Source organism: Neolewinella lacunae (assembly GCF_014349155.1).
GTDB classification, from domain to species: Bacteria; Bacteroidota; Bacteroidia; order Chitinophagales; family Saprospiraceae; genus Neolewinella; species Neolewinella lacunae.
Map to the genome: position 1 here is coordinate 20,156 of NZ_JACSIT010000153.1, position 15,919 is coordinate 36,074.

12 protein-coding genes are annotated in these 15,919 nt (G+C 58.1%); 8 read left to right on the plus strand and 4 right to left on the minus strand.

Annotated features, from left to right (window positions below; all coding sequences use genetic code 11):
- The first annotated feature begins 143 nt into the window (after positions 1-143).
- From H9S92_RS20115 to H9S92_RS20125, 3 genes are all read left to right on the plus strand, one after another.
- Positions 144-908, plus strand: coding sequence for a GLPGLI family protein (locus H9S92_RS20115; protein ID WP_187468500.1), 765 nt, complete (start codon positions 144-146; stop codon positions 906-908).
- 190 nt (positions 909-1,098) lie between these two features.
- Positions 1,099-1,845, plus strand: coding sequence for a GLPGLI family protein (locus H9S92_RS20120; protein ID WP_187468501.1), 747 nt, complete (start codon positions 1,099-1,101; stop codon positions 1,843-1,845).
- A gap of 171 nt (positions 1,846-2,016) precedes the next feature.
- Positions 2,017-4,695 carry a TonB-dependent receptor gene (locus H9S92_RS20125; RefSeq protein ID WP_187468502.1) on the plus strand — a complete coding sequence of 893 codons (2,679 nt, stop codon included), beginning with the start codon at positions 2,017-2,019 and terminating at the stop codon, positions 4,693-4,695.
- 220 nt (positions 4,696-4,915) lie between these two features.
- On the opposite strand, the gene H9S92_RS20130 is transcribed toward H9S92_RS20125, so the two are convergent.
- The 3 genes from H9S92_RS20130 to pgi form a co-directional block, all read right to left on the minus strand.
- Positions 4,916-5,719, minus strand: coding sequence for an MOSC domain-containing protein (locus tag H9S92_RS20130; protein ID WP_187468503.1), 804 nt, complete (start codon positions 5,717-5,719; stop codon positions 4,916-4,918).
- A gap of 1 nt (position 5,720) precedes the next feature.
- Positions 5,721-6,977: a diaminopimelate decarboxylase gene (gene lysA / locus H9S92_RS20135; RefSeq protein WP_187468680.1), complete on the minus strand. Its 1,257-nt coding sequence runs from the start codon at positions 6,975-6,977 to the stop codon at positions 5,721-5,723.
- A gap of 950 nt (positions 6,978-7,927) precedes the next feature.
- A complete protein-coding gene (gene pgi, locus H9S92_RS20140) occupies positions 7,928-9,577 on the minus strand; it encodes a glucose-6-phosphate isomerase (RefSeq protein WP_187468504.1) in 1,650 nt (549 codons plus the stop codon).
- Between the two features lie 185 nt (positions 9,578-9,762).
- On the opposite strand from pgi, the gene H9S92_RS20145 reads away from it, so the two are divergent.
- The 4 genes from H9S92_RS20145 to gldF all read left to right on the plus strand — a co-directional run bounded on the left by H9S92_RS20145 (position 9,763) and on the right by gldF (position 13,453).
- The gene (locus tag H9S92_RS20145; protein ID WP_187468505.1) at positions 9,763-10,893 is read left to right on the plus strand and encodes a fasciclin domain-containing protein; all 1,131 of its coding nucleotides are present in this window, start codon (positions 9,763-9,765) and stop codon (positions 10,891-10,893) included.
- Positions 10,894-11,103: 210 nt separating this feature from the next.
- Positions 11,104-12,024, plus strand: coding sequence for a gliding motility-associated ABC transporter ATP-binding subunit GldA (gene gldA / locus H9S92_RS20150; RefSeq protein ID WP_187468506.1), 921 nt, complete (start codon positions 11,104-11,106; stop codon positions 12,022-12,024).
- Positions 12,025-12,034: 10 nt separating this feature from the next.
- On the plus strand, positions 12,035-12,691 hold the full coding sequence (locus tag H9S92_RS20155; protein WP_187468507.1) for a hypothetical protein: 657 nt from the start codon (positions 12,035-12,037) through the stop codon (positions 12,689-12,691).
- A gap of 30 nt (positions 12,692-12,721) precedes the next feature.
- A complete protein-coding gene (gene gldF, locus H9S92_RS20160; RefSeq protein ID WP_187468508.1) occupies positions 12,722-13,453 on the plus strand; it encodes a gliding motility-associated ABC transporter permease subunit GldF in 732 nt (243 codons plus the stop codon).
- Position 13,454: 1 nt separating this feature from the next.
- Here gldF and H9S92_RS20165 read toward each other — a convergent pair whose 3' ends face one another.
- Positions 13,455-15,413, minus strand: coding sequence for a glycosyltransferase family 2 protein (locus H9S92_RS20165; protein WP_187468509.1), 1,959 nt, complete (start codon positions 15,411-15,413; stop codon positions 13,455-13,457).
- A gap of 175 nt (positions 15,414-15,588) precedes the next feature.
- Here H9S92_RS20165 and H9S92_RS20170 point away from each other — a divergent pair, with 175 nt between their 5' ends.
- Positions 15,589-15,804, plus strand: coding sequence for a hypothetical protein (locus tag H9S92_RS20170; RefSeq protein WP_187468510.1), 216 nt, complete (start codon positions 15,589-15,591; stop codon positions 15,802-15,804).
- Positions 15,805-15,919 lie beyond the last annotated feature (115 nt).

The following is a 15,919-nucleotide window of genomic DNA, read 5'->3' on the forward strand; positions in this document are numbered from 1 at the left end:
TGGGGGTCGGGGGGCCAACCAACTCCCCCCTTCGGGGGGTCGGGGGGGAGCACCTGCGGCCGCGCCCATTTTAACAAAACAGCGGCGCGCTACACCAAAAAGCGCTACAAAATCATCTTGGCAACCAAATTCACCCACCACCAATGAAATACCTCTTTACTTTTCTCCTTTCCTGCCTGGCGGGCTACTTACTGGCCCAGGTGCAGCACGGAACGATTACCTACCTGCGCACTACCGAAGTGTCTTTGACTATGGACAATGATGACCCCGGTGCCGACAAAGTAATGCAGGAAATGATGGCCCAGATGAGCGCTTCCGGGGCCTTCAACAAAACCTTCAACGCCCATTTCTCGCCCACCGAGTTCAGCTGTGAGGAAGAATACAAAAAGCCCACCGAAATCAAGAGTGAACTCAGCGGCGGCCGCGTGGTGGTGATGATGACCGGCGATTCGGACCCGGCGCATTACCATACCAATACCCAAACGGGGGAGGTGACCAACAAGGATTTCATCCTCGACAAATCCTTTTTAGTAAGCGGAAAAAAGCCGGTGGTGGAATGGAAACTGACTGGCGAGAAAATTGCCCCCAGCGAACAGACTGCCGGCCTCGACCTCCTGGTGGCCACGGGCATCAGTGCGGAGGGCGATACCCTGATTGCGGGCTACGCCCCGAGCCTGCCGGTGCAGGTGGGGCCCCTGAACTACTACGGTTTGCCGGGGGCCATCATCACCCTGCGCATCCCCCGCAACGGCCAGGAAACGGTCTACCGCGCCACCACGCTCAGCGTAAGTCCCGAGCCGCTGGAGATCAAAAAACCGACGGAGGGCAAGCCCATCAGCTACGATAAATTCCTGAAAGAACGCGAAAAACGCCAACCCAAGGTGACGCGGGTAGACAGGAGCAACTAATGGTTTCCTGAGCGTTGCGCGGCCCCTCCACAGCCGGAAACCCGGAAAAGCGGATGGCATTCAGTCGATAAGAAAGGCCAATCCATCGATAAGTCTGGGTTAAAAGCCGATTGCCGTAAAACAATTGTCGTAGAAGCCCGATTCTTGTAGTTGAAACAAGCTTCAGCCCCCGTTTTAAAGTTGACGAATAATGACCAGACTTTTGCCCTACGCCCTTTTCCTCTCCTTGCTGCTGGCCGCCGTACCACTGGATGCCCAGATCAAGAGTGGAACGATTGACTACAACGAACGCTTCTTCTTCGAGTTGGGCGACTGGATGCCGGCCGACCGTAAGAAAGAGATGGAAGCCCGGATGGCCAACGGTGATTTTGACCGCAAGGGTCGCCTGCAATTTACGACCGACGCCTTCAGCTACTCTCAATTACAGGAAGAGCCCAAACCCGGGCAGGAACGCAATTTCTGGATGCGCAACCAGGAAAACCCCGACATCTTCTTCACCAGCGTCAAAGACTCCATGGTGACTGACCGGCGGCGGGTGCTGGACCGTGCCTTCATCATGGAAGACAAGTGGGTGGCACCGAAATGGAACATTGCCGCCCGCAAAATCGGCATGAAGGAAATTCCCCTGCCCAACCAACTCGCCACCGCCATCAGCATCGAGGGCGATACCCTGACGGCCTACTTTACCGAAAGTATTCCCCTCGGCATCGGGCCCCGCGGCTACGGCGGCCTCCCCGGAGCCATCGTCTACCTGAAAGTGCAAAAAGACGGCCGTTCCACCGAATACAAAATGATCGGGATGCAACCCAATGCCCCGAACCTGGACATGACCAAGCCAGCGGACGAAGAAATCATCACCCGCGAGGAATTTGAAAAGCACATGAAGCGCGCCACCGAAATGATGGAGCGCCGCCGCCGGGGTTGGGAACGTGGCTGATCTGCCCGCTTCCCTGCCTGACCTACACTGACACCCAAGCCGGTACTCCGCGCCAGCGATGTACCTACGAATCTGCTTTACTGAATTGTACGTTTTACCGCATTTTATTTATGGGGACTAGGTTCAAGCCGTTGCCTAAGTTCTCGCACTCCCAGTAACCTCCCCCCCAAGATGAAACACATTTTTACCCTCCTGTTGCTCGCCTGTTCGGGCTATATCCTTGCGCAAGCTGAAATCAATGGTACGGTGATGGATACCACCGGTACCACGCTGCCCGGTGCCAATGCAGTCTTGCTGCGCTCCAGCGACAGCCTCCTGACTGCTTTTGCCACCACGGACAACAACGGTGTCTTCCGGATGGAGAACGTTCCGGTGGGCGATTACCTGCTGCGGGTCACCTTCCTGGGCTACGAGCGGCCCGACCAACAGTTAAAAGTGACGACTGACGACCAGTATTTTGGCCTCGGAGACATCAAGCTCTACCCCGCCGGTTTTTTCCTGAACGGCGTTGAGGTTACTGCCGACCGCATCCCCATCCGCATGAAAGGGGATACGATGATGTACGACGCCGACGCCTTTGCCGTCGGGGAAAACGCCGTGGTGGAAGACCTGCTGCGCCGCCTGCCCGGGATGGCCGTGGACGCCAGCGGGCAGATCACCTGGCGGGGCAAACCCATCAGTGAGGTCATGATCAATGGCAAGCCCTTCTTCGCGGGCAACTCCACCCTCCTCACGCAAAACCTGGACGCCAAAGCCATCAAAAACGTAGAAGTCTACGACCAGAAGAGCGACGCCGAAGAAGTCAGTGGCCTCGACGACGGTACAGAAAATATGACGGTAAACCTCGACATGAAAGAGGACTTCAAGGCCAAGGTCTTCGGCGAAATTTACGGCGGCTACGGTACGGAGGAGCGTTACCAGGCTGGGGGCAAGACCTTCCGCATCAGCGACGCCACCCAGATTGGGGTACTCGGTACGGTGAACAACGTCAATAAAGTAGGATTTTCCGGCGACGAAATTGCGGGCTTCAACGGCAGTTCCGGCCGGGGACAGATGATCCGCTTCGGCGGCGACGGCCCCGAAGGCCTGCCCTTCGACAGTGGCAACGCCACGGGCCAGAACCGGAGCATTGCCGCCGGCGTCAATTTCGGCCGCTCCATCGGTAAAGACGGACAGCTTACGATGGACTACGCCCTCTTTGATCGCAACCAGGCCCAGCAAAGCACCAGCCTGCAAGCCTTCAACCGCGCCAACGACCGGCGCATTACCGAAACCATGGAAGGCAGCAGCGCCGACAGCTACAGCCACCGCCTGGGTTTTGAGTTCCGGCAAAAACTCGACTCCTTCGCCCGCATCCGCGTTGAAGGTGCCCTCAACCTGTCGGGTGGCGATAACCTCTCGGCCGCCAATACCATCATCCGCAACGACGAGACGCTGGTGGACGATTATTCGGTCCGGGACTTCAGCGAAGTGGACCAACCCCGCGGCAACTTATCCTTGGACTACAACCGCCGCATCGGCCGCGACGAAGGGCGCACCTTCCGGGCGGGCATCAACGGCAGCTACCAAAAGAACCAGAACGACATCGACGTGCTCACCGACGGCCTCAATGAAGGCCTGGCAATCCCCGGAGCCCTCGTCAACGGCCAACAGATCCAGAACCGCCTGACCAACTCAACCAACCTGGGCGCGAGCGTAAACTTCACCAATCCCCTTTCCGATAAGTGGCGGATTTCGGCGCGGGGCGAGGCCAGTTACGACAAAGACGAGGGCGACTACCGCTTCCGCGTCGGCGAAGAATCGACGATCAACCTGCTGGACCGTACCTGGACGGTCTACACCGCAGGGACCGGCCTGATTTACGAATTCGGCAAGGGAGGAAACCTTTCTTTCGGAGCCGACTACGCCGCCCCCACCCTCGACCTGGCGGGCGACCAGGTACAAAGCACCAACTATGGCTTCCTGCTGCCCTACACCCGCCTGCGCCTGCGGATGAAGAAGGGCTTTTTCAGCGCCAACATCAACTCCGACGCCCGGGCTCCGGCCATCAGCCAGCTCCAGACCATCGCCCAGCCGGGCACCAGCGGCCGCGTCACGGTGGGCAACCCCAACCTGACGCCTGCGGTAAATACGCGCTTCAACAGCTTCATCTGGTTCAACGACCAATTCCGCGCCATCAGCGCCAACGCCAACGTTTCGGCAACGTATACGGATAATGCCTTCGGCAATGCAGTGACCTTCACCGACGGGCAGCAGATTTACCAGACCATCAACGTGGGACACGCCTGGTCGGGCAACATCTACCTGGGTACCACCATTGGCATGAACTTCATCAACGGGGAACTCCGCATTGACGGTGGGCTCAACGGCAGCCGCGGTGAAGGCTTCGTAGACGGCGTCAGCCGGGTCAATACAACCGTCAGCAGCAACGCCGGGGCCAACGTGACCACGGAATTAAACGAAGACAGCTTCATCAAAGTGGGCTACAGCTTCAACCGCTTCAGCAACAGCTTCCAGGGGGATGAATCGCCTACCACGACCCAGTTGACCCACAATCTGCTGGGTCAGTTCGAACTGGAGGTAAGCCCCAAGTGGCGCTTCGAAAGCCGCTTCATGTACAGCATCTTCGCCGCCAGCCAGTTTGCCGCCCAGCAGAACATTCCCGACCTGCGCCTGAGCCTGGAACTGCGCCCCTTCCGCAAAAAAGGGCACTTCCTGCGCATCTCCGCCTCCGATTTGTTCAACCAGAATACCATCGTCAACCGCTCGGTCAACCCCTTCGTAACGACGGAAACCACCGCCGATGGCTTGGGGCGCTACTTCCTGGCAACGTTCCATTACAAGCTATAAAGCAACGTCAGGTTGGGGGTAGGCAACGTAGCTATTCGCTGATTTTCAAGTGCTTAGATCGCAATCGCTTTTTAGTTCGGTAGTTTTATAGTTCGGTGGTGGAGTATTGTCCACTACCGAACTACAGAACTACAATAATACAGAACTACAGCGCTGCCAACAACAGGCAATTGAATACCAATTGCTTTTGATTATTGCCAGGGCTCAACCTCCCGTTAGTTTAGGCCTCCCGTACCAGATCACCTACCACAACTGGCCCCGTTCCGCCTTCCCAGCAGGCGTCCATCCCAAAAAGGACTTTGTTGCCGAACTTCCGGAATTTGGCCAGCTCGGCCAGCACCTTCAGGTCGCTTTCTCCCGATCCGGGCCGTTGGGAAACCATGCTGCAACGGGCGCAGGGCTTCGGAACCCGGAAGTGGTGTTCGCCAATGTGCAGCGCCCGCCAGTGGTCTTCGCTGAACGCTTCGTCGGTATCCACCACGATGTTGGGCCGGAAGCGGAGAATGGATAAGTCGGGCGTGCCCAGGCGTTCGGCCAGGACCCGGAGGCTGGCGGTGGTAATGAGGTGGTAGGGAAAGCCGTCGGCGAAGGAAACTTCGTCGCCCGGAGCGGCGTAGCGGACGTCAACGGGCCGAATATCGGCCGGGCCCATGTACACCAGGCGGGCACCAGGAATGCCGAGGGTAGCGGTGAGTTGCTCCAGCCCGGGAAAATCAATCAGCGTCGCCCGGAATTGGTCGTCCCAAACCGTCACGGCAATGCTCTTTGTCCCGTTCCGGGCACCTGCGACCGCGCCCACGGTTTCCCCATCGGAGGCGCGCACGAAATGCAAGTCATCTCCGTGCACCTCGGCGGCGAAACGGGCCAGGGAAGGAGCGGAGCGGCGGGAAATGAACTTGCCATTGGGCAAGACAAACATCCAGCGGCGATCATCCTGAAAGCCGCGCACGGCGGGCTCCAGGGAGGGTAAGGATTGCCCTTCCAGGCTCTTGACGGGGTAACGGTAGAGGCTGTGGATCTGCATGTCAGACGGGGGTGGAAGCCGATTTAAGCACATCCAGTTCTACCTGCGTGCCCAGGATGTCGCGCATCGTTTCCCGCCGGCGAATGAGGTGGGCCTGCCCTTCGTGAACGAGCACTTCGGCCGGGCGGTAGCGGCTGTTGTAGTTGCTGGCCATCATAAAGCAGTAGGCACCGGCGTTGGCCAGAGCCAGAATGTCGCCCTCGCGCACCTCGCTCAGTTGCCGGTTGATGCCGAAGGTGTCGGTTTCGCAGATGTAGCCCACGACGTTGTAAATCCGGAGCTTGCCCTCGGGATTGGAAATATTGGTGATGTGGTGGTAAGCATCGTAAAACATGGGGCGGATGAGGTGGTTGAGGCCGCTATCCACGCCGGCAAATACGGAGGCAGTGGTGGTTTTTACGACGTTGGTCCGCACCAGAAAGTGTCCCGCCTCGCTTACCAGGAATTTCCCTGGCTCGAACATCAGTTCCAGATCCCGTCCGTAACTCTCGCAAAAGGCGTTGAAGCGGGCACCGAGGCGTTCGCCCAACTCCTCAATGTCGGTCGCAATGCCGCCTTCCTGGTAGGGCACCTTGAAGCCGGAGCCGAAGTCGAGGTAATCCAGATCGGGGAAATCCGCAGCGGCGCGGAGCAGAATTTCGACGGCCTGGAGGAATACCTGGGCGTCGTAAATGTCGGACCCGGTGTGCATGTGCAGGCCTTCAATTTTGAGGCCGAGGGCGCTGACGACCTTCAGCACGTGGGGAACCTGGTGGATGCTGATGCCGAACTTGGAATCGATGTGCCCGACGCTGATCTTGCTGTTGCCGCCCGCCATGATGTGGGGGTTGATGCGGATGCAGATCGGGATTTCGGGGTGAATGGCCCCGAATTGTTCGAGGATGGAGATGTTGTCAATGTTGATGCGCACGCCCAGCGCGGTGGCTTCCAGCACCTCATCCAGGCCCACGCAGTTGGGGGTGTAGATGATGTCGTGGGGCGCAAACCCGGCCAGCAGGCCCGTTTCCACTTCCTGGACGGACACCGTATCGAGGCCGCAGCCCCAGCGTTGGAAAAGGCGGAGGACGTTGACGTTGGTCAGTGCCTTGCACGCGTAGTTGATGCGCAGACGTTTAACGCTGTCGAAGGCCTTGGTAATCCGCTGGTACTGCCGCAGCATCGTGGCAGAGTCGTACACGTACAAAGGGGCTTGAAATTGCTCTACCAGTTGGAGGGCATCCACGCCGCCAATCTGGTAGCGGCCTTCGGAAAAAATCATCATGTAGCGTAATCGTTTAAAAGTCTTTTGGGGGAAACGCAATGGCAAGGGCCGGGGTTGCCTGACGCGGGCCGTACCCACCCGGGGGGCTTGTTAGGAGGCGGGGCGCGGCCGCAGGTGCAAAGTTAGGCCTTAGGAAGCAAGGGAAGGAGCCCAAGAGCCATTCCAGGCGCACCAGGCCCATTTCTGGACAAGAATAAGCAAACGAGGTGCCCAGAAAGCAGCAATCCCGACCAAAAAGTTGACCAGGATTGCCGCTGATATGTGTATGAGAGACGAAAAAATGAAATTCAATCCGAAAACTCCAGTCGCAAAAAGCAAGGCCGCGTAGCGCCTACCCCGCGAATTGGAATAGAGAGCATGGGAAAAAACAGGAAGGATAGAAAAGGGACGACTTTCCGGAAGAAGAAAGTCTGGGTCCTTGAGCACCAGCCACGAGGCCGGAGGGATTTGCCAGGGTGACACCGTACCAAGAGTCTGACAGGCCCGCCAAAACGGACCATAACGCTCCCCTACCCCTGCCAGAGCAGACCAAAATACCGGTAAGGCCGGCAGAAGCTGTGGGTGTATTGCTTTTCAAGAAAGACGTGTGGTAAATGAACAAATGGTTCTACCGCCCGGGGGGGCGTTGGTACGGGATGACCTACACGTTGTTGTAAAGCTCTTACAGGGAGCAAGGCATTTCAGCGAAAGGCAGAGACCTTAGAATGAGTACTTACTTGCTGTCCTGCGCAGGAGGCGACGCTCCTCTACAGGTCTTTATTTTTCATGTTTGACGTATCCGCTTAAAACCGCTGTAAAGTTAAACAAATGTCAGAAGGTTGCAAGTGTTTTTTAGCAGGGCAATGGATTTTTTGGCTTCTAAATCCACTTTTTTACGGTCCAAAGTTGGATGGTTTCTGAGGGGCAGGAACCAGTCCCAGCAGCACTTCAGCCTGATGCGCGGTTGTTTAGCGCCAGTTTTTGAAGGCATTGATTAATCCGTTGGTACTGCTGTCGTGGCTGGAAACCGGCGTTTCGTCACCTAATTCCGGCAGAATAGCCTTAGCCAGCTGTTTACCCAATTCTACCCCCCACTGGTCGAAACTGTAGATGTTCCAGATGATGCCTTGGGTGAAGATTTTGTGTTCGTAGAGGGCGATCAGCTGGCCCAGGACGTAGGGAGAAATTTTCTTTGCGAGGATAGAATTGGTTGGTCGGTTGCCATCGAAGACCTTGAAAGGCATCAGTTTGCGGATCTCCTGCTCGCTTTTGCCCTCCTTTTTCAGTTCTTTGGTCACCTGGGCGGCCGTCTTGCCGTTCATCAGGGCTTCGGTTTGGGCGAAGAAGTTGCTGAGGAGGATGGCGTGGTGCTCGCCGATGGGGTTGTGAGAGATGGCAGGGGCGATAAAATCGCAGGGGATGAGGCGCGTGCCCTGGTGAATGAGCTGGTAGAAGGCATGTTGGCCATTAGTGCCGGGCTCGCCCCAGATGATGGGTCCCGTGGCGTAATCGACGGGGTTGCCCGCCCGGTCCACGCTCTTGCCGTTGCTTTCCATGTTGCCTTGCTGGAAGTAGGCCGGGAAGCGATGCAGGTACTGATCGTAGGGCAAGATCGCCTCCGTCTCAGCCCCGAAGAAATTGGTGTACCAGATGCCGATGAGGGCGAGTTTTACGGGGAGGTTTTCGGAGAAAGGCGCGGTGCGGAAGTGCTGGTCCATGCTGTACATCCCCTCGAGCAAGCCAGCGAAGTGTTCGTAGCCTACCGTCAGGGCAATGCTGAGGCCAATGGCGCTGGAGAGGGAGTAGCGTCCGCCGACCCAATCCCAGAAACCAAACATATTGGCTTCGTCGATGCCGAATTCCGTGACGGCCTCCGCGTTGGTGCTCAGGGCCACGAAGTGCTTGGCGACGTCCGCCGCCGATCCGCCATTGTCATAAAACCACTGCCGGGCGCTGCGCGCGTTGGTCATGGTTTCCTGGGTGGTGAAGGTCTTCGAGGCGATGAGGAACAGGGTGGTTTCGGGGTCCACCTTCCTGAGGACTTCGGCCAGGTGGCTGCCGTCGATGTTGCTGACGAAGTATACTTCCCGGCCAGCAATCCAGTAAGGCTTCAATGCTTCGGTGACCATCACGGGCCCCAGGTCGGAGCCCCCGATGCCGATGTTGACCACCTGGGTGAGGGGCTTACCGGTATAGCCGAGGTGCTGCCCGCTGTGAATTTTCTGGCAGAACTTTTCCATCTGGTCCAGGACGCCGCGCACGGCTGGCATCACGTCTTCGCCAGCTACCTTAATGGCCGCATCGCCCCGGTTGCGCAGGGCAACGTGGAGTACGGAGCGGCCCTCGGTGCCATTGATGACCTTACCGGTGAACATGGCTTCGGTGGCTTCCCGCAGGCCACACTCCTCCGCCAGGCGGTAAAGCACGTCCAGAACATCCGGCGTGAGGAGATTCTTGGAGTAGTCCACCAGAATGTCTTCGAAAGTCTGGCTGAAATGGGCAAACCGGTCGGGGTCTTGCGCGAAAAGATCCTTCAAATGCCGCCCCTCCATTTCGTGGGCCAGCATTTCAAGTTCTTTCCAGGCGAGGGTGTAGGTGGGGTCGATGGAAGGCAGCATACGGATTCTTTTGGGGACTTGAAGGCCAGTCAGCGGGGGCGAAAATAAGACCAAGGCGACCGCACCGCCGCTTTTAATGCCGAAAATTATGAACCTTCCTTTTCTTGTTCCGTTGGAGAGGGCGTGGGATCCAGGGCAGATTGCCGGAATCACCCACCGCAATTAGTAAACCAAACCAACTCAAAATGAAACGTATCTTTTTATCCTTGCTCACCCTCGTGAGCCTGTCCTTCTTTGTGCCTGCCACTATCGCAGCACAAGACATGAGCGACAAAAACATCGTTGAAATCGCCGCCGGAAACGACGATTTCTCCACCCTCGTTACCGCTGTTAAGGCTGCTGGCCTGGCAGAAACCCTCATGGGCGAAGGCCCCTTCACCGTCTTTGCACCGACGAACGCCGCCTTTGACGCCCTGCCCGCAGGACTCGTCGAAGCCCTGGTAAAGCCCGAAAACAAAGCCACGCTCCAGAAAATCCTCACCTACCACGTAGTGGCTGGTAAACTTCCCGCTACCGACGTAGTTGCGGGCATTAAAAGCAACGGTGGCACCCTGAGCGCCACCACCGTATCCGGCGGAGGCTTCTCCGTCATGCAAGACATGAACGCCGTGAAAATCAAAGACGGGAAAGGCAGTGTAGCAACGGTTGTGACTACTGACATCATGGCCAGCAATGGTGTCATTCACGTGATCGACAAAGTGCTCATCCCCGCCGACGTGGACCCCGCCGCGCTCCTGAAAAAGAAGATGGGTGCGATGGAAGACAAAATGGGCACGATGGATGACCAAAAAATGGAAGAAGGCAAAATGATGACCACCAGGATGGAGGCTAAGTCTGGCCAATCCAAGATGATGACCTCCAATGACGGTCCTACGATCGTTGCCGCTGCCAAGTCAAACAACGATTTCTCTACCCTGACGACCGCCATCGGTGCGGCTGGCCTGGTGGAGACCTTCGAAGGCGCTGGTGAGTACACCGTATTTGCCCCCACCAACAAGGCATTCGATGCGCTGCCCGAAGGAACGGTGAACAACCTGGTAACCAATGATAAGGAAACCCTTAAGGGCATCCTGGCCTACCACGTAGTTCCCGCCCGTCTCACGGCAGGCCAACTGACCGCCGCCATCAAAGCCAACAAAAACTACTACGTGATGCAGACCCTCGGTGGCCAGAGCATCGTTGCGACGATCAAAGATGGCAAGGTACAGATCATCGACGGCAACGGCAACCGTTCTACGGTAGTTACGACCGACGTCAACGCCAGCAACGGAGTAATCCACGCCATTGACACGGTCATTATGCCCAAGTCTAAGTAAACTTCGAAGAGGCAGGAACCTCCCGCTTCCTTCGTCGACACGGCGCTTCCCTCCCCCGGGGAAGCGCCATTTTTTTTGTGGTGCAAGGGGTCCTCGGCGGGGCCCCTCTCTACTCCTTCCGATTTTTTTACTTTTGCGGGAGCAAAAACGGGGCTGGCGGCACGTTTACCCTCCGCAACTTCTCCGCAGCCCTCCTTCAATCTCCTGCCTTTGTCCGTTACCGTCAACAACCTCAGCAAAATCTACGGCGAGCAGCGTGCGCTCGATGCCATCTCCTTTTCCGCCGAACCGGGCAGTATTCTCGGCTTCCTCGGGCCCAACGGCGCTGGCAAGACCACGACGATGAAAATCCTCACCTGTTACCTGAGCCAGAGCAGTGGAACGGCCACGGTGTGCGGTCATGACGTAGAGAAGGATAGCCTGGCCGTCCGGCGGGAAGTCGGCTACCTGCCGGAGCACAATCCATTGTACAAGGACATGTACGTGCGGGAGTACCTGGGTTTTGCTGCAAGGGCCAACGGGGTATCCAAACCGGGGTCCCGCATTGAAGAAATGATCGAGATGACGGGCTTGGGCCGCGAAAGCCACAAGCTCATCGGTGCCCTTTCGAAAGGATACCGGCAGCGGGTGGGGCTGGCCCAGGCGATGCTCCACGATCCGAAGGTGCTCATTCTCGATGAGCCCACCAGCGGACTCGACCCCAACCAGCTGGCGGAAATCCGTGACCTGATCATCCGCCTGGGTAAAGAAAAGACGGTGATTTTGAGCACCCACATTATGCAGGAAGTACAGGTGATGTGCGACCGGGTGATCATCATCGATCGCGGAAAGCTGGTGGCGGACGACCCCATCGACCGGCTGCGCCAACGGATGGCGGGCAGCAGTTCCTTGCTGGTGACCTTTAACAAACGGCCGGAGGAACACCTGCTGGCCAAAATCTCTGGCGTGGCGCGGGTGGAAGCCAACCCCAACGGCACGGGGTACCGTCTTTACCTCAAGCCAGGTGCTGACCCCCGGGAGGAGGTTTTCCGCTTTGCCGTCGCCCAGCAACTGGTCTTGTTGGGCATGCAACGGGAAGACTTGAGCGTGGAAGACGTCTTCCGGGCCCTCACGAAATCCTCCGCCGCCTAAATCTTGCCCGATGCTCCGCTTTTTACTCTTTTTCCTGCTGGCGAGCCCTTGTTGGGGGCAGGCAGATTCGCTGCCTTTCAATGCCGATTACCGTTTCCCCGACGGAGTGTACCTCAGCCACGCGGCCCTGCTGGCCAACCAACCCGACCTGGGCTGGGAGTTCATCGACGGGGAGATGGTGCAGTTGCCCGAGGATTACCGCGTACAAATTGCCAACTACGGCTACAAGGACGTGCGAATTGACCAAAATATCCTGCCTTACGCCATCAGCCTGGACGGCATGCCCTACCTGTTCGTCCGTAAAAATGAGCGCCGCGACTATTACGAGTTCGCCGGCCTGCGCATTATGGGCACCCTCTCCACCCTCCGCTACGATACGACGGTCCACACCCGGCAGCTCATGAAAGCCTATAACCCGGTCAATGGCCAACCTTTTCGGGAGGCCTGGGTAGAGCGGGACAAAACCTTGCCGGTCAACAAAATACTGCACCTGCGCTCCGGCGCCCTCCTTCCCTTCACGCGGCAAAACCTGCTGCGGCTCTGCGCGGATGACCGCGAGCTGGCCGAAGCCCTCGGTAAGCTTTCCGACGGTCAGCAAGACCTGCTGCTGCGGGCGCTGCGTTTGTATGACGACCGCCACCCCGTATATTTGCCGATTCGCCCGTAGGACGGGCGGCACCGCGCCGAAACAATATCCATGATAGCTATTTTCCGCAAGGAGATCAACGCCTTTTTCAGTAGCCTCATCGGTTACCTCGTCATTGCCGTCTTTCTGCTGGTGATGGGCCTTTTTCTTTTCGTCTTCCCCGAAACCAGCCTGCTGGACTTCGGCTACGCCAGCCTGGGGCCCTTTTTCACCCTCGCTCCGAACGTGCTTACCTTCATCATCCCGGCCATCTGTATGCGGGCCTTTGCGGAGGAACGGCAAACGGGGGCCATCGAACTGCTCGTCACGCGCCCGCTGCGCGACGTTGACATCGTCTTAGGGAAATTCCTGGCCTGCCTCACCTTAGTGGTCATTGCACTGCTTCCAACGGCCCTCTACTATTACACCATCTACCAATTGGGGGCTCCGGTGGGGAACATCGATGCCGGGGGAACCATTGGCAGCTACCTCGGCCTGCTGTTTTTGGCCATGGCGTTTGTGTCCATCGGGCTGTTTGCTAGTTCTTTGACGAGTAACCAAATCGTCAGTTTTCTGCTGGCGCTGGCCCTGACCTTTTGGTGCTATTTTGGCTTCGATCTGCTGGCCAGCCTGCCGGTCTTCTACCTCAATGGCGAGTCTTTTATAGCGTCGTTGGGAATGCAGGACCATTTCCGCAGCCTGGGCCGGGGTCTGATTGACAGTCGGGATGTGGTCTATTTCCTGAGCGTAACGGCCTTCTTCCTGCTGCTGACGGTGATCAGTCTGGAACGGCGGAAGTGGTAGGTTAAGCCTTGCTACTTTCTTTCTCCCACAGCCCGCGCCAGAAAATGCGCCAATCATCGGCCAGGCGGTAATCGCGGGCGTAGAGAAAATCGAGGTGTTGGAGGGTTTCGGCGTCACTGACGGACGTACCGCTGCCGGGGTGAAATACGCCGGTTTTCAGGCGGGGCAAGACGCTGGGCTGGGGGTCTGCCGCAGCGTACCCTACCCAGTGTTGGTGGCCCGCCAATACGCGCAGTGCCGCAGTTGCCCGTCTTCCGGCACTGGGCAAAAACCAGGACAGGAAGGGGGAGAGGAGCAACAGGAGCAGGGCCAGGCCTTTATCGAGCAACCATTTGGCCCGACGATTGGCGGGGTCGTCAATGCGGTATTTCACGTCGATGGTGTACAGGGTCCCCCGCTGGTCGGAGCGCTGGCTGCCGATGATGCTGGCGCTCGCTTCGGGCAAGATGCGGTACTGTAGTTCGGGGCCAATGCTGCTCATCCAGCGCTGGATGGCCTCGTTGCTGAGGTTGGCCGAACAAAAGATGATTTCCTCGGCCCGGTAGAGGTGTACCAGCTTATGGAGTTGTTCGGCCCGCCCGATGCTCTGCTCCCCGGCGTCGTCGCCGGGCGGAACGATGCGGCCCAGGTAATTGCGGCGGGCACCGGCCCGTTGCAGGAGTTGCAGGGATCGCTCAGCCTCGGCGTTGCTGCCCACCACCAGCAGCCGTTGATCGGAGGGGACGCCCCAACGAAGGTTGCCGAAGCGGAACAGGTGGAGCAGGCTGCGCAGGGAAAGCGTCCAGGCCCCCGCCCAGGCCGCGCCCAGCAGCAACAAGGCCCGGCTGGGGCGCAGGGCTTCGGGCAGGAGGCCGTAGACGGCAAAGAGGAGCAAGGTGCCCACGCCCATGCTCCGCAGCAGGCGGCCGCCTTCCGCCGGACGATCGTAGCCCCCGCCCAGGAAAATACAGCCTACCCACAGCAGGGTATAGGCCGGCAGGTGGAGGTAGTTGAGGTGCTCCGCAAAGTAGTTGGGGTTGCCAAAGTGGTAGTTGGCCCAGACCGATTTCAGTACGCGCAGGCCCAGGTAAATGCCCGTGGCATCAAGCACGGGGTAACGCAGGTGCTTCCAGGCGTTGGCCAGGAGGGTGAGGGCGGCACGGACGTAAATGGCGGCCTGCATGAGCCACACCAGCGCCCGGGCCTGGGAACCCGCGTAGTGCTTGCGGGCGAAGATGATCATGGCCTGGTAGAAAACGCGGACGTAGTTCAGGCTCCCGCGCCGGGTGCTTTCTCCCTTGTAATGGATGATGGTGGTGGTGGGCAGGTAGTAGTTCTGGTAGCCGCCCAGGAGGATGCGGTAGGAGAGGTCGATGTCCTCGCCGTACATGAAAAATGCTTCGTCCAGCAAGCCCACTTCGTCCAGGGTTTTGCGGCGCATCCACATGTAGGCACCGGAGAGGACTTCCACGGCGTGGGTCTCATTTTGCGGCAAGTAGCCCAGGTGGTAGTGGTTGAAGCGACGGGAGCGGGGGAAAAGCCGCGCCAGACCAAAAGCCTTGGTGAAAGCCACCCAGGGCGTGGGCAGTCCGCGCTTGCTTTCGGGCAAAAACCGGCCGGTTCCGTCGATCATTCGCACCCCCAGTCCACCCGCTGCGGGGTGGGCTTCCATGAAGTCAAAACACCGGCGAAAGGTGTCTTCTTCCACTACCGTATCAGGGTTGAGCAGCAGCACGTAACGGCCGCTGCTTTGGCGGATGGCCTGATTGTTGGCCACCGAGAAGCCGGGATTGTGGTGGTTGGCAATCAGCCTTACCCAGGGAAAACGCTCGCGCACGAGCTCCACCGAGCCGTCGGCGGAGTGGTTATCAACGACCCAGACCTCGACCTCCAGGCCCCGCACGGCACGCTCCACGCTCAGCAGGGCTTGCTCCAGAAAGTAGCGGACGTTGTAGCTGACGATGACGACGGATAAATCCATGACCAGCAAAGGTAGTAGTACCGGGCCACACCCCACGCAGGGCGCGGTCGCAGGTGCTGGGCAAAGCTCCCCAGGGGAGGAGCCGGGGAAGGCCAACACCAGGTCAGAAGTCCCCGAAAGCCAACCCTCACCGCTTTAGAGTTGTTACCTTTGCACCCCCAATCCCGCAAGCCCCATGAGCCAATTCCTCTATCTCTTCCTCGTTATTTTCGCCGTCTTTGCCGTCAGCTTTGTGCTGCTCAACCTACGCCACGTAGTTACGGGCAACGAATTCCGGGGCACCTGCGCCAGCAATAACCCCATGCTTAAGAACAAAGTGGGCAGCTGTGAGGTCTGCGGAAAATCCCCCGACGAAGACTGCAAAATGCCGGATCTTCCCCAGGTGAAATAACCTTCCCTAGTATAACGTAAGGTATTGTAGTTCTGTAGTTCTGTAGTTTTGTAGTACAGAACTATTGTGGTCTGCGCATCTGAAAATCATCGGGTAACTACGTTGGATACCCCAA